Here is a 20,932-nt window from a genome sequence, read left to right on the forward strand (position 1 = left end):
GCCGTCACGGCGGAAACCGTCGGACCACCTGACAGGTCCCGCTCACGCCACCCGGGCGGGGCCTCCCCTGACGGCATGGATCGCGACCAGCACGATCCCGATCAAGAACAACATCCACGAAATCTGAACCGCGACCGTCGAGACCCCGGCGAGATTCAGCGCGCCGGCCATCAAGCCGACGACCAGAAATACCAGTGCGTAGTACAGCATGGCTCACTCCTCTCTATGGAATGGCGAGTCAATCGAACGGTCCTCTGGAGCAAGGCCGGCGTCCTGGCCGCCTCCATTCGCGAACCATGACACACGACATGCGGCTGTTCAGAGAACCCTCTGGCATCGGGGCAGCGGAGACTGAGGAATCGGTCACGCTGGGAAGAAGCAGGAAGCGCAAGAGATAGGACAGTCAGCGGAGCGTCACACGGGACAACATCACCCTGGGCGCAATCCGTACAGGAGTCAAGCGATATAAATGCAGCCCGGCAGAAATCCCTGGAGCCGGCACGCTGGGGCATACGAGGCGATGCTTCATGCGAGACAGGTTTGGCGTTCGCTGTTCCGCGACATGAGAACGGATCTCGCGCCACAGCGGGCAAGAGCCCGCGCCTTCCCCTTAATAGCGCTTGACTCCCACCCCATATGCGTCTAGCGTAAAAGCATGGCGTTTTGAGCTACGCCGACTGTCCTATCCTTCGCGCATCCCGTTTCCTCCTACATCCCAGCGCGACCGATTCCCTGGTCTCCGCCGCTACTACGCCGGAGTGACTCCCATGTTGATTGTTGCGCCTCGTGACGACCGGAAGCGGCGACCCCTTCCTGCAGGGAGAGGTGCCTCTCCACACGGGTCGAATGAGGCAGGTGCGAACGTTCCCGATGCAGTAACAGGAGGAGAGCTTATGATCACCATGACGCCGCTGGCGGCAGAAAAGATACGGGCACTCATGCAGGAGGAGAAGGACACGATCGGTCTGCGCGTGTACGTGAAGGGTGGTGGCTGTCACGGCTACCAATACGGCATGGCGCTGGAATCCACGACGAGCGAGGACGACACGATCATCCAGGAGGGCGAGGTGTCGGTGATTATGGATTCGCAGAGCGCCCCGCTGCTGGTCGGCTGTGAAGTCGACTATGCGGACACCCTGCAAGGGTCCGGCTTTGCGATCAAGAACCCCCAGGCGAAAACCACGTGCGGCTGCGGCAGTTCATTCAGCGCATAGCATCGTTACGACGTGCCTCAGATTTCTGAACGGCACGACACCGGAGGGCAGACACCATGGCAACGACATCCATCATCGGAACAAAAAATAAAAAGGGACAGGTCTTCACCGATCCCCGGGTCATGATGCGGGAGGCTCCCCGCACCCCGTCATTCTATACGGGCAGTGAAGTCATCAAGGAAGCCATCCGCCGGGCAAGCATCGACGTGATGATCGCCTACCCGATCACGCCGCAGAGCGAAGCCGCGGCCCTGATCGGCGAGCTGTTTGCGGAGGGCTATATCGGCGATTACTTCCGCGGCGAGAGCGAGTTTGCCGTCATGTCGCAGTGCGCCGGCGCCGCCTTCGGCGGAGCCCGTGTGTTCACGACCACCGCCGGGCCCGGCACCATGCGGGCCATGGAAAACTTTCCGATGTGGTCCGGGGCCAGATTGCCGATCCAATGTATCGTCACCTGCCGCGGCATCAATTCCCCGCTCTCGATCCAGCCCGACACCCTGGAAATCGCCTACCTCCTGAATACCGGCATGCTCGTCTGGCATGCGGAAACGGCGCAGGACTTCTACGACTGGATTCTCAAAGGCTACATGGTCTCGGAAGAGCCGGATGTGCATCTCCCCCTGGCCCTCTGTTGCGACGGCTTCTTCGTGACCCATACGAAAGACGTCGTCGACCTGACGCCTGCCGACATGTGCCTGCCGCCCTATGACCCGTACCGGTCGCCGGTACCCTGCATGGATATGGAATGTCCGCCGGTCCGGATGATGCGCGATCCCTTCGTGATGAAGAGCAATTACATCAGCTACGCCACACACGCAAGCTGGCAACAGGAAGTGTGGGCGGCCGCAGAACGGTCGCGCAAACACACGATCGCCTGGCTGGACGGCTTGATCGACGTCGAAAACGGCGACGCCGACACCCTCATCGTCGCCTCGGGCACCGCCGTCTCCCAGGGGCGTGAAGCGATCCGCCTGCTGGCCGATGAAGGGATTCACGTGGGACTCGTGAAGGTCAAGACCCTTCGCCCCTGGCCGGAGGAAGAAATCCGCGACGCCACCAGGCACGCCTCCCACATCATCGTGCCCGAGTTCAATGTCGTCGGATGGATGGCGAAAGAAATCAAAGCGACGATCCCGCGCAGCGAGCGGGTCGTGGCCGGACCGCGCGTCTGCGGGGGCATGACCATGCCGCCGGAGATCATCGTGGAGGAAATCAAGAAAGTGCTGGGCCTGCGTTCCAAGGTGCTGGCCGGACGCGGGAGCTGACGGGACCCCAGATGCAACAGAACAACAGCCCCCCAACGGGGAACACCATACACCTCAGCAGAGCTGAGAGGAGCGCATCATGAGCAAAGCACGCATCGCCATCTCGCCCGATCTGTATGACATCATGCCGTCGGACTATCAGGACCTCGTCAACCATGCCACCTACGGCAAGGAAGACCGGGGGTGGAAAGATATCGGCACCTCCAAGGAACTCATCGAGCAACACTCACTCTGCGCCGGCTGTCCCGAGTCCATGGCGTTTCGCTATATCCTCGCCTCGCTGCCCAATCCCGAGGACACCGTCATGGTCGGCTCGACCGGCTGCACGAGCCTCGTGTTTCCGATGGTAGCCGTGCACAACATTCACTCCCTCTTCGGCAATCAGAATGCCGTCGCCTCGGGGCTCAAGCGGGCGCTGAGTGTGCGCTTCCCGAACCGCATCAAGGATGTGGTGGTACTGGCAGGCGATGGCGCCACCGTGGATATCGGACTGGACATGACGCTCCAGGCCTGGTTCCGGCAGGAGAAGTTCACGACCATCTGCTTCGACAACGAGCTGTACGCCAATACCGGCGGGCAGGAAAGCGGCCTCATGCAAAAGGGGTTCGTGGCCAAGATGGCCCCGGTCGGCAAACTCTTCGACAAAGTGCGCCTCCCGGAGATCGCGCGGGAATCCGGCTGTCACTACATCGTCAACTGCACGGTGAGCAAGCCGTCGCTCGTCGAGAAGGTCGTGCGCAACGCCGTCCTGATCGCCAGAGAAATCGGGCCCACCTACCTCCAGCTCTACACCCCCTGCATCCTGGAGATCGGGAAGAACAGCATGGAAGGGCTGCAGGAAATGCGCGATTCGGAAAAACCGAACGAACGCTTCGCCTACAAGGAATACATCAGCGAGCCCGCCAAGCAGCTGCTGGCCGAGCTTGCCGCCAAGGCCAGGGAAAAGAAAGACGCCGTGAAGCAGTTGGCTCCGCAAGAGGCGTAAACATCAGCCGCGCCATCGCGGTTCACCGGGAGAGAGTGAGGTGTCCGATGAGTCTCAATTATGTGACATTCACACCGGGTTTCGAAGCGTTCATGCCGAAAGAATACCGGGATATGGTCGAGCACGGCCCCTTCGGCAAGAAGACCACCGTGTCGCAGATGGGCAGCTTCAAAGAAATCCTCGAGGAACATCCCATGTGCGCCGGCTGCGCCATGACATTGTTCATCCGGCTGGCGATCATCGCCTTCCCGAATCCCGAAGACACCATCACGGTCGGGACCGCGGGCTGCGGCCGGCTGGCGATCTCACAGGCCGCAATCCCCTTCGTGTACGGCAATTACGGGGACCAGAACGGCGTGGCCAGCGGCTTGTCGCGCGGGCTGCGGATTCGCTTCGGGGATCAGCCGAAGGATGTCGTCGTGATGGCCGGCGACGGGGGCACCGCCGATATCGGCTTCCAGCAGGTGCTGCATTCCTGGTTCCGTAAGGAACGGTTCACGACGATCATGCTGGACAACGAGGTGTACGGCAATACCGGCGGTCAGGAAAGCGGGATGACGACCCGGGGCGCAGTGCTCAAGATGGCCCCGCTCGGCAAGAAGTTCGAAAAGATGGATATGGTCGCCATGGCGAAGATCGCCGGCTGCGCCTATATCGCCACGGTCGTGCCGAACAATCCGCGGCGCGTCGAAAGCTGCATCAAGAAGGCCGTGCTGATCGCCCGCGAAGTCGGTCCGACCTATATTCAGGCCTATACCTCCTGTAATATCGAATATGCGATCCCGACCGACAAGGTCATGGAAGACGCCAAGACTGTCGAAGACGACCGGTACAAGTTCACCGAGTACGTGAGCGACGAGGCCAGAGCCTATCTGGCCGAGCGATACGGCTACAAAGAGTTCATCCAGAAGCCGGCCGCGGCCCTCGCCACGGCCTAAGGACATGGGGGGAAGATTCGGGCGAGGGCCCGCACGCACCGCCAGAATCTTCCACCCGTCAGCCAGCCGACACTGTCGGCGAACAGACCTGGGAGGCATCATGGGAAAGAAGACACCGACAGTCACGCGCGCGCCGCAGTATACCCTGAGCTACGGCATGCGGCTGGATAGGGGCACCGGGCCGGAAGAGGCGCATCCCCACGTCCCGATTGTCCTGCCCGATGGATCGACCGGCAACCTTACCCTGCACGTCATCAACGGGACGCCGGAGGAGATCAAAGCCAAGCTGCTGGCAAGCGTTGACGCGTTTTTCGAGATCTATCCCGAAGCCTGAATACCGCGATTCATGCCCGAATCCCGGAACCGCCGGACAGCATGCACGGCCGCAGGGAGACAGGACCACCATGCAGACCCTTGACATCGACCGACCCGAGATGCCCGATCTTCAGTTCGTCCTGTTGGTGACGGCCCTCTGCACGTCCCAACTGACGCGGCTCAACGTGCCGGAGCCCGTACGCACCACCCTCTTCAACCGGTGCTGGACGCTGCTGAACGAGAGCCCTCCCCCCAACAGGCCCGAGGAGAGAGTGCTGGACTTGCGGCCCTGGACCGAGGTGACGTTGGACGCGATAGTCGAAACCATCCGCCGGGTCCTTACCGAAGCGGGCATCCGGACCCTCGCCTGGGATCATGCCGCCGGCGACCCGCAGCAGATCAGCACTGCGGCAGCGCAACCCCTCATCAACCGGCTCGAACGCTTGTATCCACACCCATCCAAAGCCGGTGCCGCGACCAGTCGAGAAGTGATGGCCGATGTGCTGGATCGCTTGGATGATTCGAGACCGGACGTCCGGCAGGTCATCGATGAGCTGGGACTGCTGTTGGCGGCCTTTCCCCCGGCCTTGCAGGGTCGCGCCGCAACGATCTCGGCAGCGGGCCATGCCCCCGAACTCGCCGACAAGCTGCTCAAGGGAGCCGACGTGATGCGCGACAGTGGAAACATGTATTTGGCCTGGGCCCGCCATTACGCCGGGCTGGCTGAAGGCAAGCCCGACGCGTCTGAAGATGTGGATGATACGGAGTTTGGCACGTAGGAACGGGGTCGGATCCGGGTCCTCGTGCAATGATTCGTGGTGCCCTCGATATGGGTGCTCCTGCGTGCTTGCCGATGCCCGCGTCATCATGCGGGTCTCGTGCTAGACCGCCAAGAAGACCCCGTCGCATTGCCGGGCCGGCGAGAAATCTTTTTCCGTCATCCCGCCTTCATCCTTCGTGGTCAGCGTCACCCTATCGAAACGAGTAGCGGGATCAAGAGCCGCAGGAAGAGCAAACAGCGGCGGCAAGACAAGGCCTACGGGACGATTGGCTTTTACATACTGCGAACATGACAACGGCGCGGCCGTCAGCCGCCGAGCTTGAGCCAGACGTAGGGGGTGAAGTAATAGGCCACGATGGACAGCAGCAGGCCGAGCACCGCGCCGAACAGGCCCGTCACATAGAGCCCGGCGAAGGGGGACAGGAACACGATCAGGATCATCAGCAACGCGATGGACCGATGGCCTTCGTAGAACCTCCGGCGGCGGTCGCCGGTGAGGGAATCGGCAAAGGAGAGATCAGACCGAACAGGCATGACCGGAGTATAGAACAAATCCCGCGTTCAGCGCATGCAGGGCGGGAACAGACCCCGGTACCTTTTCCCGGTCCTGCCTCGCCCCCCTCCCCGACCGCTGCCCGCGCTTATTTCTGCTTCGCCACGATCTGATGTTTGATCCTCTCGTACGCGGCCTCGGGAATCACTTTCTTCTCGACCAGCTCGTCCTTTCGTCGGTAGGGACGATGTTTGATGATCCGGGAGGCGAGCGCGTCACCGATCCCCGGTAATTCCTTCAGTTCATCTTCCGTGGCGCTGTTGATGTCCACGAGTTTATCCGCCCGGTCGCCGGCGTAGCCCACAGAGGGAGCCGCCGTGTGCAGGGCAAACACCGCCATTCCACCGAGGACCATGCTCAATACCGCTACACCCAGCGTCCGCCGCATGAAAGGAAATCTCATAACAACCTCCTTGTTACTGTGCCCTGCCGTTCGCCATTCGCTGTCCTCTGACCGGTTCCGTTCCCGTTCCATTCAGATCCCGTTGCGATAAGCCGGAACTGTTCGAACCCCGCTTCCAGAGACGGTAGCATGGCAGAGTCACCGGGAGCGAGCAACTGCATGGACGAACGACGTGAGCCACAGCGGCCGGTGATCAAGAAGAGCCTCCCGCTCCGTTTCTGGCGCTTCCGGATATCGAGTGAATCAGGCATCCCGCTGATCAGCCTCTTCTAGCTGATACCTTTTTCTCGTCCTCCCCTCGTGTCAGGGGAGGGAAGGTGGGGTAAAGGAGGGGCCACCCGGGCATACCGGCGTCAATCTAAACGGGCACCTTGCTCACAGACCCATACGAAATCCTGAAGCACCATTTTCTTTCTTCCAGCTTGGAGGAATCATCTCAGGCCCGCAACAAAGGCTCCCGCCATTGTTCTTCGGATCCCCTATTCCCGATAGAACAGTCTCCGCAGCCTGGCGATATCGCCTTCTTCCCCGCCGAGCCGGTGCAGCATGCGGTGGCAGTTGGCACAGACCGTGACAAGGTCTTTGGCGGACGACACCACGCTGTCCGCAAGCCGGCTCAGCGGCAGCACATGATGCGCTTCCGCAAAGCCCTTGCCGATGTCGCCATACACTTCTTTGAACGTCATTTCACACACCTGGCACCGGTAGTTGTCCCGCCTGTTACATTGTTCAACCAGCGGGCGGCTCCGTTCGCGGGCCAGGTGCTGGCGCACCGCTTGACGGTCTGCCACACAAGCGAAGTCGTCTTCTTTATCGGCCTCGTTTGACGGTGCCTCCGGCTGCCGGCTCTTGATGACGCGCTCAAATAACCCGGTTGCCCGGCCCACGATGCCCGGCACATTCTCCTGCTTGTCGGGAAGGGCGAAATCATACTGCCCGTAGTAGGCAGAGTCGCTCCCCCCGTCCTGATACTCCTCATACATCGGGCGATCATATTCGCGGGGGTCCAACGGTTGCCTGAGCACAAAGTCCGATCGTGAGCCGGTGGCCGGCCGCATGTCCTTTTCGCTCAACCCTCGCACCGGCCGCAGGGACTCCGGCAGTACGGCGACTCTCTTCCGCAGCTTGTCCGCTTGCGCGGCATAGAAGCCGTACCAAATCCGCCGTCGGCCTTCTCCGGCCCATTCGCAATACCAGATTTCCAATCTTGGTTCTCCCAGCCCCAGCGAGCCCAGTTCAACACGCCACCCTTTGGTGCGGGACTCTTTCAGCGGCAACTCGGTGCGCAGCCGGATCAATCTGCCGAGCCGTCGCGAGAGCTCTTTGTGCAATTCTCCGACAACCAATTTGAAATGTTCCCGATCTTCCGCATCGCTCATCACAATTCTCCTTACACGCCCGCTGTAACAGAAACTGACCGCGCCATCCCCTCGCCGTCGGATTCGGCCCACGGTCATTCATGTGCCTGCTGCCTGCCGTTGAAGCGGCCGCTGATTTCCACCCCGGCCTTCTCCACCCGCTCCTGGCGCGTGAGCGGCGGCAGAGCATAGGCGACGTGAGCCGGCACGTCAAAGAGATCGCTGTTCCCGGCATCGATGATCCGTTGCATTTCGGCCATCTGTCCATGCCCGAAGCCTCTCTCCGCGAGCCCTTGCGGGAGTTTGGCTCGCGTGTCGGGAAGGCGATGTTGGCTACTTGACGACCGGGGACGCGGCGGATTCGACGGCGGCGAGGATTTTGGCGCGGGTTTCATCATCAAACTCATGCCCGTAGAAGCGGAGGAAGAGGCCTCTATGAAATGGTCTCGACCGTGGCCTGCGGGTCGTGCTCCCTGAGGGAGGCTTCCACGAGGGCGCGTACGGTGTCGCGCATGGCACATCCCATGATGAGCCGTTCTTCATCGCTCCGCTGCATGAGCATGACCCGGTAGCGCTGATCCATTTCGGAGGATGTGAGGAACGGCATAAAAGTTCGCCGCCATTGAGCCGATTACCAATTACGGGATGCCGGCCCTTTCCAATTCTGCGGTCACTGCTTTGAGGACATCCAGCTCGTCGCTCACGGACAGATTGCACTCCCATTTTGCTGTAGTTGGCCGCGCAGAATACCCCTTTCCCCGCGAGAAATCATCAGCCCCCTCGAAGGGCGGAAGGAAATGCTGAGCTGGACAACCCGCGAGCTGCCGGCTGATGACGGTACGAACAAGCAGGGTCTATGTCAGCGGGACGGGAGGGATTGGGGGGACTCAGTCTATGAGTCGTCACCGGTTGCTTCGACCGTCGGAGAGGAGTAACGTTTTCTCTATCCCCCACCACAAAGGAGGCTCCCATGAAACGCTTCCGACTCCTCACCTTGACCTGTGCGCTGTTTCTCTCCTGCATTTCTCTCGCGTCGGCGGAACTTCTTGCCCTCTTGAACTATGAGAGCAAGCCGGACCAGCCGGTGCGACGGGAAGGGATCGCGATCATGGACATTGATCCCGATTCGTCGGACTTCGGGAAGATCCTGATGGAGATCCCCCTGCCGCCCGACCTCGTCGCGCACCACATCTTCTTCAACCGCGACCGGAGCAAAGCCTATATCACGGCCTTGGGGAAAAGCATTCTGCATGTCGTGGACCTCACCCGCTTCCCCTACCGGCTCCGCGCGATTGCCGTGCCGGACTGCCTGGTCGGCGAGGATCTCGTGGTCTCGGAAGATAACCGGACCTGGTACCTCACCTGCATGGGCTCCAGTAACGTAATCATGGGTGACGCCGTGAAAGATCAGCCGGTCAAAACGGTCAGCGCGGCTGAGCCGGCCATGGCGACGATTCTGTATCCGCACGGGATTGCGATTCACAACGGCATCGATCGCGTTCTCGTGACCAGCACCGTCAAGCCGGATATGTCCGACGCGGGTGAGTCGGTCACGGTCCTGGAAGCCAGTACCGGGAAAGTGCTCTCGACGCACAAAATCGCGACGCAACCGTCTCCCGCCAAATCCGCTCCCGTCGAAATCATGTTCAGCCCCAATGCTGATCCCCCCGTGGTGCACATCACCAATATGTTGGAAGGGACGCTGTGGGCCGGGGTCTGGGATCCGCAGGGCAAGGCCTTTTCGTTCCATCAGATCGATGACTTCGGTCCACGCCAACAAGGGATGCCGCTGGAAATGCTCTACAACGCGAAAGGGGACCGCTTGTTCGTCACCACGGCCAAGCCGGGATTTGTGAATCTGTATGACAACAGCGATCCGCGACAACCGAAGTTTCTCAAAACGATTCCCGCGGCTGCGGGCGCCCACCATAGCGTCTTATCACCCGATGAACGGTACCTCTTCGTCCAGAACAGCCTGCTTAATCTGGAGGGCATGAGCGACGGGTCCATCACGGTGATCGACCTGAAGAACGACAAAGTCCTGGGGAGCATCGATACCCTGAAAGCGCAAGGGTTCAACCCCAACTGCATCATGCTGCTGCCGAATCATTTTCAGCAGGCCGGTCTGCGCGCAAGCCGATGAAGATAAAGAAGCAGTACTGAGAACTGAGTGCTGGGCATACGGGAGGAGCAAGACCGACGGACACAGAACCGGGACGGCCCAGGGCTATGGGCCGGCCCGGTTCTATGCTATCTCTGCATGACCTCGTCAATCGCCGGCGTCATGGCTTGACCACGAGATGGCCTCGCCGGTTCTGCCGATAACAGGCTTCGGAGCGGTCTCGACAAAACGGGCGCTCTTTCCCGTAGGCCACGGTGGTGACGCGCTCGGGCCTGATCCCCAGCTCCATCAAATAATTGCGGACTGACTTGGCCCGCTTCTCCCCCAACACGAGGTTGTAGGCGGAGCTGCCCCGCTCATCGCAGTGCCCTTCCACGTTCAGACGGACGGCCGAATGCGTGCGCAGCCACTCGGCATCCCGGGAGAGCGCCTGCCGCCCCTCCTCGCTGATGGTCCAGCTATCGTAGCCGAAATAGACATCGCTCAGGCCGGCCGCCGCCGTGGCCGCTTGCTCTGCCCGCATTTCGTCCATCTGCCGCCTCACGGCAGCCGGGTCCGCTTTGGCCACAGCGATGCCGGAGCTCAGCCCTTCTGACGAGGGAAAATCGTTCCCGGGAATATCGGTCACGGACAAGCCGGGCGCCGGCTCGGTCGGCGCCGACGCGGTGGTGGTGCTGCCGCCTGACCGGCCGGATTTCTTCGAGCAGCCAGCAGTCCACAACATCGCGCAACTGATGGTCAGGAGCAAAAGTATTCGAATACCACGATTCATGAGTCCCTCCTTGGTGAAAGCGCGATAGGGTTCCGCTCCTGTGTTCGTCGGATTGCCGCTTCGCCTGCCGCGCAGTGTAGCAAGATGCATGGGACAGGGCAATGCGCGAGGTGAGCCGGATCACGCCGGACGAATGCAGGGGAGCAGGGAAGTGCTGAGTCCTGAGTGCTGAGTTCAGGGGAAAAGAGCGGATAGCCGATGGCTACCGGCTGGTGCGTGAGACGGGAACGGTCTCCGGAGGGACGCGTCCTGCGTCGAGGAGAATGGCGACCAGCATGTCGCTCATGACGTTCACGCCGGAGCGGGCGCGGGCGATGATCCAATCCACCGTCATGATGAGGGGGATCGCCGCGAGGATGACCTGATCCGGCAGACCCGCGGCAGACAGGACGAGCGGCAACACGATCAGCCCGGCCTCCGGAATGCCGGCCACGCCGGCCCCCGCGATGATCGAGGCGAGGACGATCAACACCTGACTCGCCATCGGCAGATCGAAGCCCAGCGCCTGGGCGAGAAAGAGCGCGGCCATCGCTTCATAGAGGGTGATGCCGTCGTTGTTGAGGTTCGTGCCGACACAGGCCGCGAGACGCGAGGACTGCGGCGAGACGTTCATGCGCTCCAGGCAACGGAGGGTGACCGGCACGGTGGCGAGGCTGCTGTTGCAGGACAGGGCGGTCATGATGGCGTCGGCCCCCTGCCCCAGGTAGACCTTCGGCGGCTTCTTCCCCGCCAGCCAGGCGACGAGCGGATAGTACAAAAGCGCATGGACGGCGAGCCCCGCGAGCATGGCGGCGAGGAAGATCCAGAGAACGGAGAAGACGCCGACGCCCGACTTGCCGACGACCTGCGCGACGACGCCGAAGACGGCGAGCGGCACCGCGAGGATGATCCACTCGAGCAACCGCACGAGCCACGCATAGATCCGCTCGACGCCCCGCACGACCACCGCGATGATCCCGCCCGCCTGTCCCGATGCGCCGTGCGCATATCGCAGGATGGCGCCGAGGGCCAGTGCGAGAAGGACGACGCCGATGATGTTGTTGCTGGAAAAGGGCTCCAGGATGGTGCGGGGAATATAGGAGGCGAGGTACTCGATCGGGCTCCGCGCCCCGGCCTGCACGTTCGCGAGCGCGGCCGCCGACGGCTTGGCGCCCGGCACAAAGTGGAGCAACTCGTCGACATGCCCGTACCAGGCCAATCCCGGCTGCCAGGTGTTCATGAGGAGAAGGCCGATCGCCATGGCGACGGAGACATTGACCAGGCAGATCAGGAGCAGCTTGCCCCCCTGACGCAGGGGAATGCTGGTGCGGATGAGCGCGTCCAGGATCGCAAAGAAAATGAGCGGGATGGCCAGCGTCTTGAGGAGCGAGACGACGAGCAGGCCGACTGTGCCCAGCTGCTCGTTGCGCAGACCGCCCAGATAGGGCTCCCGGCCGAAGAGGGCGCCGAGCAACGCACCGCCGGCGACGGCGATGAGCACTTGCATGTAGAGCGGCGGCGAAATCCAGCGTGATGTAGCCTGCATGGTGATCTCTCGTGGGCCACGGGAGCATACCGGTTTCCCCGCGGGAAAACATCAGGGAGGGATTGCTGAGTGCTACGGGGAGGCGCTGAGTCCTGGATGCTGAGTCGGAGGAGGAAAAGAGCGGAAGGGATGAGCGTAGGAGAAAAAGCACGGATGGCGGAGGTTGACAACCGACCGGTCAGCGAAGCGGAAAACCAGGAGTTCCCGGACAAAGAAAGAAGCCACTCTGACCGGAGCAACCGGGAAGAAGAGCCGGCCTGAATGTCAGCCGCGATCCTGGCTGCCGCAATTCCGGCGCCGACGCACTATTTCGTCCGTTCCTGACATTGCGCCTGCCAGTCCTGCCCCGCGCCCCTGGCGCCGACGATCGTGACTTCCTGTCCGGCCAGGACCGTACAGGTGATGGCCAGCGGTGACTGGGATGCCCAGATGACTTGAGGCATTTGCTCCGGCCTGGCGCTCATCGGAGTCGTCGGCCCCCCCAGGACCGATCCGGATCCAACCACGTAGCCGTCCAATTTCGGAGCCAGCTGCTTGGCGGTCAGCTCGAGGCGATGCTCACCCGGCAGCAAGGCGAAATCGGCACAACCGTCCTCAATGTCCTTCCCGTCAATCTTCGTCGTCGTGATCCTCAGCCCGCTCCTTGCGACACATCCGCTGTATATGATCCCGACCTGTTCCTTGGGGAGCGGCGGCCCCTCATACATCTGCCGCGGGCCAGGATTCAGGGCACAGCCGAGGAACAGGAGTTCCGGCAACAGGAGGAAAACCCTGCACCATTGCCTTGCTGCCATGCCGAACGCAGCGGACACAGGCCGTGTCATCATCGATTCACCTGTCGGGCAAAGAGTTTCCCGTTTGGACTGCCAGAGACAGTCCCGGTCAGCGAGGTTCCCACGGAACGATTGCTCCCGAATCATACGGCGAATGCGGCAAGAAAGCACGTCCGGAAGGGGGAAAGGGAAGTGCTGAGGCTGAGTCCGGGGAGGAAAAGAGCGGAGAGCTATGGCTGATCGCGAGCGGGGGGGAAAGAGGTGAACGGTGAAAGCTGAAGAGGAAGATGGTTTGTGCGGTTTATCCGCTCTGTTGTATCCGCTAGAGCGGAAAGGCAACCGGAGGAACCAGAAGAACCAGACAGACCAAATCAACAAGCGAGACGCTCAAGACCGCTAGATTTTGGGAATGCGGAGCGTTTTGCTGATCATCAAGGTTCCGGAGAGGACGAACAGCAAAGACAAGGGATGGAAGTCGCAGGGTCCGACGGACCACAGGCCCCCATAGAGGCGCTCGCCCAGCTGGCCCTGCCAGGCGGCGAAGGCCAGAAGGCCGGTCAGCAGCACGGTCGTGGGAATGGGGGTGCCTTCGAAGTAGGCCACTTTATCTTTGCCTTCGGAGAGGCGTTCGGCCGTGACATTGTACCGGGCGAGCCGGCTGACCCCGCAACAGAGGAAATAGGTCAGCGCGATCCAGTCCCACCCGCCGCTCAACCCGGCGGCAAATCCGAGCGCCGCCGGCGCGACCCCGAAGGAGATGATGTCCGCCAGCGAATCCAACTCGCGCCCCAGCACCGACTGCTGATGCCGCCAGCGGGCGACCCGGCCATCGAGCCAGTCGAAGAGCAGGGCCGCCGGAGCAAAGGCCGTGGCGGCGAAAAAATGGGCCGGCGCCTGGCTGCCCATGTAGCGCATGCTGAAAAAGACCGCCGCGAGGCCGCTGGCGGCATTGCCCAGTGTGAGCACGTCGGCCAGGTGAAATTCGCGGATCATCGAGAAATGTTTCGGCGGAGTGGCAGTCACGGCGGGAAAATCTACGCGGGATTCCGGCAAATGTCCAGGACGGGAAGCCGGTCGTCGCTGAGGCCGGGAGGAAAACCTGGTGACCCGGTCGGCCGGAAGCGGGACAAGGTTAAAACGGGATGCGAATCCCCATCCGGAATTCGTTGGGAGCGAGGTTCTGGCCCAATACGCTGCGGAGACCGGGATCAGCCGGGATGGAACGACCGTTATTGATGGAACGGTCCACGTCTGACGTAAAGCCGCCACCGAAGCCTGCACCAAGGTACGGCATGACGGTGGTCCCGCCGATCCTGTACCGCCCGCTGATGCTGGGAACCTCTTGAATAGTTTGGGATGACAGGCCTGCTCCCGGCGGGAGCGTTGGTGCCTGGTCCGCCGCATCCTTCTTCAGGGGAACCGGTGCTGCCTTGCCGATATGCTCCGGCATCGGCGTGCCGACGGCAGGGGGCTCCTCGCTCATGGCGATTCCCGCCTGGGAAAGCAAGGCCATGCCCACCAGGCCTATGACGGATATGAATGACAGGCGGCGCTTCATCGACCAACGTCCTTTCGGCTCTGCTTCAACATACTAAGTGAAATCCATGAATTCAAGACCCGCGCCAGGCATAATTCTTCGCCTCATCAATAACTTGGGGCATACGGGCTGGCAGATGTCTCGCCTTGTCACCAGGACACTGTGGTAAAAATCACTCCATCGCAGGTCTCGCGACACGCCATGGCCAGCGAGACGGAGGTCCCTGAACCAGCCGGCAACATCCCCGTCCAGGCGCCTGTATGACCGCATTCCTGAAAAATCAGGTGAACCGGACAGACCACCAACTCCTCATGGAGGGAAAGACAATTACCCGTTTGTTCGGAGTAGAATCCTGGCGGTGCGGTTCCCCTGGAGGTCTGGTCAATGTTGGTGACAGAGGAGGCTCAGCGTCGCAATCGGCGGCAGGCGCTGGTGGCGGCGTTCTTGACGGCCTGGGCGGCGGCCTTGTTGGGCTTGGTGTCCCCTGCTCTGTGGCTGCTGCTGGGGCTTGCGCCCTTCGCCTACTGGTGGGTCCGGCGGCGCTGCTTCCGGCGGATGGTTGTGATGCGGCAGCCCTTTCCCGACGAACGGGAAAAGATTCTCCGCGAACGGGTCACCTTCTTCACGGCGCTCGACGAGGCGGGGAAGGCCCGGTTCCGGCAGCTCGTGCAGGTGTTTCTCGACGAGGTGCGGATCACAGGCATTCGCACGGAGGTGGACGAGACGATCCGGGTGCTGGTGGCGGCAAGCGCGGTGATCCCGATCTTCGGCTTTCACGACTGGGAATACCACCGGCTGCGCGAGGTGCTCATCTACCCGGACACCTTCGACGATGCCTATCAGCACACGAGCGAGGCGTCGATCGTGGGAATGGCGGGCCTGCACCATTTGAGCGGAGTGATGATTCTCTCGAAACCGGCGCTCCTGGCGGGATTCTCCCCCGAGCCCGGCACCCACAATGTGGGGGTGCATGAGTTTGCGCACCTGGTCGAGAAAGAAGCCGGCGAATACGGGCTCCCTCCCGAAGTCCCCTGGATGGCGGTCCGCCAGTGGGTGCGGTACGTGGCGCGGGAGCTGACCCACCCCTCGTCCCGTCGCACCCGCATCAGCCCCTACGCCTATACGAACGAGCACGAATTCTTCGCGGTGCTGGCGGAATATTTCTTCACGTCGCCCGAGCGGCTGCAGCGCCGCGATCCCGCCCTGTACGCGCTGCTGCGGGACCTGTTTCACCAGGACACGGGCGCCCTGCTTTCCCTGGTCCCGGGACGCCGCCGGGGGATCGGCCGCAACGCGCCCTGCCCCTGCGGCAGCGGCAGGAAATATAAACATTGTTGTCTTGCAGGAGGCCCGAAGGCTGATGCCTAAGCCGTGAGGGGGCTGGGAAGCGCTGAGTGCCCCGTCCAAGACAAATTACCAACAAGGCGAAATGATCATCACTGATTGTGCGACGACTGAGAAGGCGAGACGTCCGGAGATTTTGGCGATATCGTCCGGGAGCGTGTGGCGCTTGTTCGAATTCATCCCAAAGTATTTGACAACTATGACACCCCCTTGGGTGAGATGGACTGCCGCGATTGACCTTTGTGTCATCCCGTCGTAATGTCCCCGACGCATCGTGTCGGGTGTCGCCGAACTGGTGAGTGGGTGATGAAACACAAACTCTCGGCGCAACGTCTCTTCCTCGCCGGTATGATCGCGGCAGCGGTCCTGTTCGACCTGATCGTCCGATCCCTTTTCCCAAATCACATGTGGGTGAACGTCCCGCTCCATTCCACCGTGGAAGCGTTGGGCGGGTTGGCGGCTGTGCTGATGGGCCTGGTGTTACTCGCGCGGAAAGCGGAGTGGGAAGATGAGAGGCTCCAGGGGGTGGCGAGCGGTTTACTGGGGATGGGGATACTCGAAGGGTTTCACGCGGTCTCCTCTCCCGATCAGGGCTTCGTGCTGTTGCGCAGCGCAGCCAGTCTCCTCGGGGGCGTGGCCTTCTCGTTTGTGTGGCATCCGCCGGGCATGATCGGGAAGCGGACCAGAGATCTGATCCCCTACCTCGTCATAGGCGGGACGGTCGCCTTCGGGATTCTTGCCGTCGCGTTTCCCCAGCAACTGCCCCGATTCAGCCTTCATGACGGATTCGCGCCGATGGCCCTCGCGGTGAACGGTCTCGCCGCCGTCTTGTTCCTTGCCGGCGCGGCGGGGTTTTGGCTCGAGTCCGGACGCACCGGCAGGCCGGAACATCAGCTCCTGGCGACATTGGCGATTTTGTTCGGATTGGCCGAAACGATGTTTCTGTTTTCTGCCCCGTGGGAGAGCGAATGGTGGACGTGGCACTTCGTGCGATTCGCCGCATACGTGCTCGCGCTGACGTATGTGAGCCGCGGCTACGTGCGGATGGTCAGGGACATACGAAACGCGCTGGCTGAGACCAAGCGGTCGGGACGGCGTCTGACCGCGGAATATGCCGTGACCAGGGTCTTGGCCGAGTCGGCGACGCTGAAAGACGCCGGTCAGGCCATCCTCCAGGCTCTCGGTGAGAGCCTCGAATGGGAATTGGGCATGTTCTGGAGCATGGAAGAGCAGAAGCAACGCCTCCGCTTCGTCGACCTGTGGCATGCGCCGCACGTGGAGGCCGCCGAGTTCGTCTACGATAGCCGGGGCCGGACATTTCAACGCGGGGAGGGGCTCATCGGTCGTGTCTGGGCCACCGGCAAGCCGATCTGGATTCCGGATGTCGTCACAGACCCGAATTTTCGCCGGGCGCCGATGGCGGCCAGGGTCTGCCTCCACGGGGCGTTTGCCTTTCCAGTGCGCAAAGGCGAAGAGTTGTATGGCGTCATGGAGTTTTTCAGCCATGAGAGCCGTGAACCGGATCAGGACGTGCTCGACATGGTCGCGGACATCGGGATCAAAGTCGGGCTGTTCGTCGATCGCAAGCGGACGGAAGAAGAACTCCGTCGAACCGAGGCCCGGCTGCTGGAAGAGCAGCGGCTCGCCGAGGTGGCGAGGGTGCTGGGAGACATCGGCCACGATCTGAAAAATATGCTGATGCCCATTGTGACCGGGGCAGGACTCCTTGAAGAAGAACTCAGCGAATGCTTCTCAAAGTTGCCGCAGCCCGCCGTGAGCGCCGCGCAATCCAGTCGGGATCTGACGCAAGAACTCATTGAGATGATCAGACAAGGAGCCCGGCGCATCCACGACCGGGTCAAAGAGATCGCCGATTCCGTCAAGGGCCTGACGCGGCCTCCCCGGTTTGCTCCCTGTCGCATGGCCGATATCGTCTCAAGCGTGTATGCGACGCTCCGGATCCTGGCCGATGAACGCAAAGTGGCGCTCCACGTAGAGGGGCTCGAGACCCTGCCCGTGATTCGCGCCGACGAGAGTCGGCTCTTCAACGCCCTCTACAATCTGGTGAACAACGCGATCCCCGAAGTGCCATCGGGAGGATCGGTCACCGTGAAGGGCGACACGGACAACGCGCGAAAGAACATCGTGCTGTCTGTCGTGGACACGGGAAAGGGGATGTCACCGGAAGTCCGGGACAGTCTCTTCACCTACCAGGCGATCAGCCGCAAAGTGGGTGGAACAGGACTCGGGACGAAGATCGTGAAAGACGTGGTGGATGCCCATGGAGGCAGTATTACAGTTGAAAGCGAACAAGGTGTCGGGACTTCGTTCCATATCACGCTGCCCGTGGAAGGTCCCCCTTCCCGCTCTCCAAGCTCTTCGATGTATCCAGCTGACACCGGTCGCATGACTTCGTGAGCCGGTGCGCCTGTGATGCACATTCCTTAGCTCTAGGCGGTTCAAAACAATCTGAATTTCTCCGGGATTTCTCCGGCGACCTGAGCGGTTCACAATTCACTGTGTGGGGACAGGCAGAGTTGCAGTTGAGTTCATCGTGAGCACCATGCGGAACCGCGCCTTGCCATGGCCTCACCCGCACCGCATATCAGGGATAGACAGACGTCATGAGGATAACTCTAAAAGAAGCATACCTCGCCTCAACCCGTTCGGGAGGCACTCATCAGCCAGAGCCACTCAGCCCAAGCAGGACCGGTCAGGACAAGGGGTGATCGGTGGAGGATCGGCTCGGGACTCAGAACCAAGGACTCAGCACTGCCATGACACCCTACAAGCGGTGCTCATGAAGAGACTCGCGGTACCTTTTCTTCGCTCCGGCCGTTTCCACGCGACAGCGGTACCCTCAAAGGTCGGCGTGCCATTTGGGCTGGCCACGCGAAAGAATCCGGTGATTCGGGCGTTCTATCAGCGCTTGTGTCAGGCCGGAAAGGCAAAGAAGCTGGCATTGACCGCGTGCATGCGGAAGCTGCTCACGATTCTCCATGCAATGCTCAAGAGCAAGACCCCGTGGCGGGCCGCGGCCAGTCAGCCCGCTTGATTTTCAAGACGGTGGCTGCCCCCGACACTGGTTGTCGACGCTATCGCACGATGCGTGGTCTGATTGCTCTCTTCCGATGACCCGTCCGGGCCGATCGAGCCCGGTCCTACATCTGGCCTGGACCAGGTTGGCTCGGAGAGGTCACCGCTTCATCTGCTGCCGTTGTCGTTGATAAAACGCGGCGACTTTGGCGCGGTTGCCGCAGCCTTTCATGCTGCACCAGCGACGGCTGTGGTTTTTGGTGTTGTCATAGAAATAGAGCACGCATTCCGTGTTTTCGCATTTTTTCACCAAGGCGAGCCGGCCGAAACACAAGAGATCGGCGGCCGCTTCGGCCACGGGGGCGAGCAACTGGCCGGGCGTGTGAATGTCCAGCCGCAAACATTTCGTGAATCCCTCCTCGGCTGGCAGGACTTCCGCATAGCCACTCGCCTCACGTAACTGGGCATTAATCGCGTGGAGCGCGGATGGCGTGACCCTTTCACCTCGTGCCAGACCCGCAACGAGCGCACGCAACTCGCGCCGAAACTGTAGGACGTGTTTGAATTCCTTGGCATGTGATGCGCGCTGCCAGTTCGCCGCCAAATCCTCCGCGAGCGGCCGTTCCATCAATTTCACCGCCAGGGCCCAGGCTGCGAGGTCTGCTGGGCCGGTCAGCAGATCCTTCGGGACGCCGTCCTCCACGATCTCGGTGTTCACAAAATCCAGGCTCAGATGGTTGCCCACCACCGGAAACTTGTTGCTGTCTAGCCGTGGCAACATGGTCAGGCCCCTCGTTGGGATTGAGATACTAACCTCTTAACGCTGGGTTGACAAGTTATAGCTTTTCACGTAACCTGCTATATATAGTTTAGAAGGTTAGCAATCGGGCACGCACAAAGGAGGTCCATCATGGAGAAAGTCGCCATCGTGGTGTTATCGGATCCGAAGTCCGGAGGAGAGGAGGCGTTGGGCCGGGTATTTAATGCCCTGGCCACCGCCTACGACTGTAAGCAGCGGAACGTAGCGGTGACGCTGTTGTTTCTTGGGACCGGTACCCGCTGGGCTGCCGAATTGGTCAACCGGGAGCATCCGGCCCACCAACTGTTTACCACGGTGAAAGATACCGTGGCGGGCGTCTCGTGCGGGTGCGCGGATGTGTTCGGCGCGCGCGACGGCGCGGCGACGTGCGGGCTTGATCTGCTCTCCGAGAATAAAGTCCCGGGCACGAGCGGGTTGCCGAGTCTGGCTCGTTTGGCTGGCGAAGGCTACACCGTGCTGACATTCTAGGCGTTCACCCCGTCGGGGGCGATGGCCCCTGACGGAACCGTGTGGGAGGTCAAAATGGCCAGGAGTTTTGCAGAGATCGCATTTACGGAGAGCGTGAAGGCCCGGCAGGAACAGTCAGGGTCGCGACAACAGTATGCCCGGATGAACAGGCTGGCGCGTGGCACGACATTGACCCTTGCCGAGATTGAGTTCATCACAAGGCGGGACAGCTTTTACCTGGCCACGGTCGGCGAGAACGGGTATCCGTACGTGCAGTTTCGTGGTGGGCCGCCGGGGTTCTTGCGCGTCATGGATGCACAAACGCTGGGCTACGCGGACTTTCGGGGCAATCGGCAATATATCACCGTCGGCAATCTCTCTCGGAACGACCGCGCGGCGTTGATCGTGATGGACTATGCGAACCGGTCGCGGCTGAAGCTGTACGCGCGTATCGAGATTGTGGAAGCGAAAGACGGGGCGGAACTGATGGCGCGGTTACGCGTCCCAGGGTATGACGTTCAGCTTGAACGGGCCATGCTGTTGCACGTCGAGGCCTTCGATTGGAATTGCCCGCAACACATTACGCCCCGGTTCACCATGGAAGAAATCCAGTCCATGACCGCGCCGCTGCACGAACACGTCGCCAAGTTAGAGAGGGAGCTGGCGCGGCTCCGACGAATGCCATCAACCTGCGGGGAGCGACAGGCCAATACCGCAGACGACCAGGCGGAATAGACGCGCAGC

General features: G+C 61.4%; 22 protein-coding genes and 2 pseudogenes. 12 read left to right on the forward strand and 12 right to left on the reverse strand.

The features are described 5' to 3' along the window. Nucleotides 1–42 precede the first annotated feature (42 nt). The gene (locus tag ACO9S2_RS06705) at nt 43–210 is read right to left on the reverse strand and encodes a DUF1328 domain-containing protein (RefSeq protein WP_423721182.1); all 168 of its coding nucleotides are present in this window, start codon (nt 208–210) and stop codon (nt 43–45) included. A gap of 683 nt (nt 211–893) precedes the next feature. Between ACO9S2_RS06705 and erpA the strand changes: the two genes are divergently transcribed. From erpA to ACO9S2_RS06735, 6 genes are all read left to right on the forward strand, one after another. Further along, on the forward strand, nt 894–1,214 hold the full coding sequence (gene erpA, locus ACO9S2_RS06710; protein WP_423721183.1) for an iron-sulfur cluster insertion protein ErpA: 321 nt from the start codon (nt 894–896) through the stop codon (nt 1,212–1,214). A 56-nt stretch (nt 1,215–1,270) separates the two neighbouring features. Next, entirely contained in the window at nt 1,271–2,479 is a 1,209-nt protein-coding gene (locus ACO9S2_RS06715; protein ID WP_423721184.1) for a transketolase C-terminal domain-containing protein, read from the forward strand. 79 nt (nt 2,480–2,558) lie between these two features. After that, complete coding sequence (locus ACO9S2_RS06720; RefSeq protein WP_423721185.1) at nt 2,559–3,464, forward strand: thiamine pyrophosphate-dependent enzyme; 906 nt, start codon at nt 2,559–2,561, stop codon at nt 3,462–3,464. 47 nt (nt 3,465–3,511) lie between these two features. Beyond that, on the forward strand, nt 3,512–4,402 hold the full coding sequence (locus tag ACO9S2_RS06725) for a thiamine pyrophosphate-dependent enzyme (RefSeq protein WP_423721186.1): 891 nt from the start codon (nt 3,512–3,514) through the stop codon (nt 4,400–4,402). 100 nt (nt 4,403–4,502) lie between these two features. Further along, nucleotides 4,503–4,736, forward strand: a complete 234-nt coding sequence (locus tag ACO9S2_RS06730; protein ID WP_423721187.1) for an allantoinase — start codon at nt 4,503–4,505, stop codon at nt 4,734–4,736. Between the two features lie 70 nt (nt 4,737–4,806). Continuing rightward, nucleotides 4,807–5,496, forward strand: coding sequence for a hypothetical protein (locus ACO9S2_RS06735; protein WP_423721188.1), 690 nt, complete (start codon nt 4,807–4,809; stop codon nt 5,494–5,496). Nucleotides 5,497–5,804: 308 nt separating this feature from the next. Here ACO9S2_RS06735 and ACO9S2_RS06740 read toward each other — a convergent pair whose 3' ends face one another. The 5 genes and pseudogenes from ACO9S2_RS06740 to ACO9S2_RS06760 form a co-directional block, all read right to left on the reverse strand. Continuing rightward, nucleotides 5,805–6,032, reverse strand: coding sequence for a hypothetical protein (locus ACO9S2_RS06740; RefSeq protein WP_423721189.1), 228 nt, complete (start codon nt 6,030–6,032; stop codon nt 5,805–5,807). Nucleotides 6,033–6,139: 107 nt separating this feature from the next. Further along, a complete protein-coding gene (locus ACO9S2_RS06745) occupies nt 6,140–6,454 on the reverse strand; it encodes a ComEA family DNA-binding protein (RefSeq protein WP_423721190.1) in 315 nt (104 codons plus the stop codon). A gap of 479 nt (nt 6,455–6,933) precedes the next feature. Continuing rightward, nucleotides 6,934–7,833, reverse strand: a complete 900-nt coding sequence (locus ACO9S2_RS06750; protein WP_423721191.1) for an HNH endonuclease — start codon at nt 7,831–7,833, stop codon at nt 6,934–6,936. Between the two features lie 86 nt (nt 7,834–7,919). Continuing rightward, nucleotides 7,920–8,132, reverse strand: a pseudogene (locus ACO9S2_RS06755) (type I restriction-modification enzyme R subunit C-terminal domain-containing protein); the annotation flags it as partial. A gap of 113 nt (nt 8,133–8,245) precedes the next feature. Next, a complete protein-coding gene (locus ACO9S2_RS06760; protein ID WP_423721192.1) occupies nt 8,246–8,419 on the reverse strand; it encodes a hypothetical protein in 174 nt (57 codons plus the stop codon). Nucleotides 8,420–8,782: 363 nt separating this feature from the next. Here ACO9S2_RS06760 and ACO9S2_RS06765 point away from each other — a divergent pair, with 363 nt between their 5' ends. Continuing rightward, a complete protein-coding gene (locus ACO9S2_RS06765) occupies nt 8,783–9,955 on the forward strand; it encodes a YncE family protein (RefSeq protein ID WP_423721193.1) in 1,173 nt (390 codons plus the stop codon). Between the two features lie 139 nt (nt 9,956–10,094). Here the strand turns inward: ACO9S2_RS06765 and ACO9S2_RS06770 are convergent, their stop codons facing one another. From ACO9S2_RS06770 to ACO9S2_RS06790, 5 genes are all read right to left on the reverse strand, one after another. Beyond that, complete coding sequence (locus ACO9S2_RS06770) at nt 10,095–10,706, reverse strand: OmpA family protein (protein WP_423721194.1); 612 nt, start codon at nt 10,704–10,706, stop codon at nt 10,095–10,097. Between the two features lie 202 nt (nt 10,707–10,908). Continuing rightward, a complete protein-coding gene (locus ACO9S2_RS06775) occupies nt 10,909–12,231 on the reverse strand; it encodes a dicarboxylate/amino acid:cation symporter (protein WP_423721195.1) in 1,323 nt (440 codons plus the stop codon). Between the two features lie 305 nt (nt 12,232–12,536). Continuing rightward, nucleotides 12,537–13,058, reverse strand: coding sequence for a hypothetical protein (locus tag ACO9S2_RS06780; protein WP_423721196.1), 522 nt, complete (start codon nt 13,056–13,058; stop codon nt 12,537–12,539). A 342-nt stretch (nt 13,059–13,400) separates the two neighbouring features. Continuing rightward, nucleotides 13,401–13,997: a CDP-alcohol phosphatidyltransferase family protein gene (locus ACO9S2_RS06785; RefSeq protein WP_423721570.1), complete on the reverse strand. Its 597-nt coding sequence runs from the start codon at nt 13,995–13,997 to the stop codon at nt 13,401–13,403. Nucleotides 13,998–14,136: 139 nt separating this feature from the next. Beyond that, nucleotides 14,137–14,562 carry a hypothetical protein gene (locus ACO9S2_RS06790; RefSeq protein ID WP_423721197.1) on the reverse strand — a complete coding sequence of 142 codons (426 nt, stop codon included), beginning with the start codon at nt 14,560–14,562 and terminating at the stop codon, nt 14,137–14,139. A 363-nt stretch (nt 14,563–14,925) separates the two neighbouring features. Here ACO9S2_RS06790 and ACO9S2_RS06795 point away from each other — a divergent pair, with 363 nt between their 5' ends. From ACO9S2_RS06795 to ACO9S2_RS06805, 3 genes and pseudogenes are all read left to right on the forward strand, one after another. Then, entirely contained in the window at nt 14,926–15,909 is a 984-nt protein-coding gene (locus ACO9S2_RS06795; protein WP_423721199.1) for a zinc-dependent peptidase, read from the forward strand. Nucleotides 15,910–16,191: 282 nt separating this feature from the next. Continuing rightward, nucleotides 16,192–18,303, forward strand: coding sequence for an ATP-binding protein (locus ACO9S2_RS06800; protein ID WP_423721200.1), 2,112 nt, complete (start codon nt 16,192–16,194; stop codon nt 18,301–18,303). A 426-nt stretch (nt 18,304–18,729) separates the two neighbouring features. After that, nucleotides 18,730–18,940, forward strand: a pseudogene (locus tag ACO9S2_RS06805) (IS110 family transposase); the annotation flags it as partial. Nucleotides 18,941–19,081: 141 nt separating this feature from the next. Here ACO9S2_RS06805 and ACO9S2_RS06810 read toward each other — a convergent pair. Continuing rightward, nucleotides 19,082–19,702, reverse strand: coding sequence for a CGNR zinc finger domain-containing protein (locus tag ACO9S2_RS06810; RefSeq protein WP_423721201.1), 621 nt, complete (start codon nt 19,700–19,702; stop codon nt 19,082–19,084). Between the two features lie 129 nt (nt 19,703–19,831). On the opposite strand from ACO9S2_RS06810, the gene ACO9S2_RS06815 reads away from it, so the two are divergent. Together ACO9S2_RS06815 and ACO9S2_RS06820 are read left to right on the forward strand one after the other, a co-directional pair. Next, complete coding sequence (locus tag ACO9S2_RS06815) at nt 19,832–20,209, forward strand: DsrE family protein (protein WP_423721202.1); 378 nt, start codon at nt 19,832–19,834, stop codon at nt 20,207–20,209. Nucleotides 20,210–20,263: 54 nt separating this feature from the next. Continuing rightward, nucleotides 20,264–20,923 (forward strand): pyridoxamine 5'-phosphate oxidase family protein, encoded by a 660-nt coding sequence (locus ACO9S2_RS06820; protein ID WP_423721203.1) that lies wholly within the window; start codon nt 20,264–20,266, stop codon nt 20,921–20,923. Nucleotides 20,924–20,932: the final 9 nt, after the last annotated feature.

This window comes from Nitrospira sp. NS4 (genome assembly GCF_049546785.1).
Lineage (GTDB): Bacteria > Nitrospirota > Nitrospiria > Nitrospirales > Nitrospiraceae > Nitrospira_D.

What these genes read in the sequence shown, in the direction of transcription:
- ACO9S2_RS06705 (WP_423721182.1), bottom strand. Translation starts at nt 210, where the DNA reads ATGCTGTACTACGCACTGGTATTTCTGGTCGTCGGCTTGATGGCCGGC.
- erpA (WP_423721183.1), top strand. Translation starts at nt 894, where the DNA reads ATGATCACCATGACGCCGCTGGCGGCAGAAAAGATACGGGCACTCATG.
- ACO9S2_RS06715 (WP_423721184.1), top strand. Translation starts at nt 1,271, where the DNA reads ATGGCAACGACATCCATCATCGGAACAAAAAATAAAAAGGGACAGGTC.
- ACO9S2_RS06720 (WP_423721185.1), top strand. Translation starts at nt 2,559, where the DNA reads ATGAGCAAAGCACGCATCGCCATCTCGCCCGATCTGTATGACATCATG.
- ACO9S2_RS06725 (WP_423721186.1), top strand. Translation starts at nt 3,512, where the DNA reads ATGAGTCTCAATTATGTGACATTCACACCGGGTTTCGAAGCGTTCATG.
- ACO9S2_RS06730 (WP_423721187.1), top strand. Translation starts at nt 4,503, where the DNA reads ATGGGAAAGAAGACACCGACAGTCACGCGCGCGCCGCAGTATACCCTG.
- ACO9S2_RS06735 (WP_423721188.1), top strand. Translation starts at nt 4,807, where the DNA reads ATGCAGACCCTTGACATCGACCGACCCGAGATGCCCGATCTTCAGTTC.
- ACO9S2_RS06740 (WP_423721189.1), bottom strand. Translation starts at nt 6,032, where the DNA reads ATGCCTGTTCGGTCTGATCTCTCCTTTGCCGATTCCCTCACCGGCGAC.
- ACO9S2_RS06745 (WP_423721190.1), bottom strand. Translation starts at nt 6,454, where the DNA reads ATGAGATTTCCTTTCATGCGGCGGACGCTGGGTGTAGCGGTATTGAGC.
- ACO9S2_RS06750 (WP_423721191.1), bottom strand. Translation starts at nt 7,833, where the DNA reads ATGAGCGATGCGGAAGATCGGGAACATTTCAAATTGGTTGTCGGAGAA.
- ACO9S2_RS06760 (WP_423721192.1), bottom strand. Translation starts at nt 8,419, where the DNA reads ATGCCGTTCCTCACATCCTCCGAAATGGATCAGCGCTACCGGGTCATG.
- ACO9S2_RS06765 (WP_423721193.1), top strand. Translation starts at nt 8,783, where the DNA reads ATGAAACGCTTCCGACTCCTCACCTTGACCTGTGCGCTGTTTCTCTCC.
- ACO9S2_RS06770 (WP_423721194.1), bottom strand. Translation starts at nt 10,706, where the DNA reads ATGAATCGTGGTATTCGAATACTTTTGCTCCTGACCATCAGTTGCGCG.
- ACO9S2_RS06775 (WP_423721195.1), bottom strand. Translation starts at nt 12,231, where the DNA reads ATGCAGGCTACATCACGCTGGATTTCGCCGCCGCTCTACATGCAAGTG.
- ACO9S2_RS06780 (WP_423721196.1), bottom strand. Translation starts at nt 13,058, where the DNA reads ATGATGACACGGCCTGTGTCCGCTGCGTTCGGCATGGCAGCAAGGCAA.
- ACO9S2_RS06785 (WP_423721570.1), bottom strand. Translation starts at nt 13,997, where the DNA reads ATGATCCGCGAATTTCACCTGGCCGACGTGCTCACACTGGGCAATGCC.
- ACO9S2_RS06790 (WP_423721197.1), bottom strand. Translation starts at nt 14,562, where the DNA reads ATGAAGCGCCGCCTGTCATTCATATCCGTCATAGGCCTGGTGGGCATG.
- ACO9S2_RS06795 (WP_423721199.1), top strand. Translation starts at nt 14,926, where the DNA reads ATGTTGGTGACAGAGGAGGCTCAGCGTCGCAATCGGCGGCAGGCGCTG.
- ACO9S2_RS06800 (WP_423721200.1), top strand. Translation starts at nt 16,192, where the DNA reads ATGAAACACAAACTCTCGGCGCAACGTCTCTTCCTCGCCGGTATGATC.
- ACO9S2_RS06810 (WP_423721201.1), bottom strand. Translation starts at nt 19,702, where the DNA reads ATGTTGCCACGGCTAGACAGCAACAAGTTTCCGGTGGTGGGCAACCAT.
- ACO9S2_RS06815 (WP_423721202.1), top strand. Translation starts at nt 19,832, where the DNA reads ATGGAGAAAGTCGCCATCGTGGTGTTATCGGATCCGAAGTCCGGAGGA.
- ACO9S2_RS06820 (WP_423721203.1), top strand. Translation starts at nt 20,264, where the DNA reads ATGGCCAGGAGTTTTGCAGAGATCGCATTTACGGAGAGCGTGAAGGCC.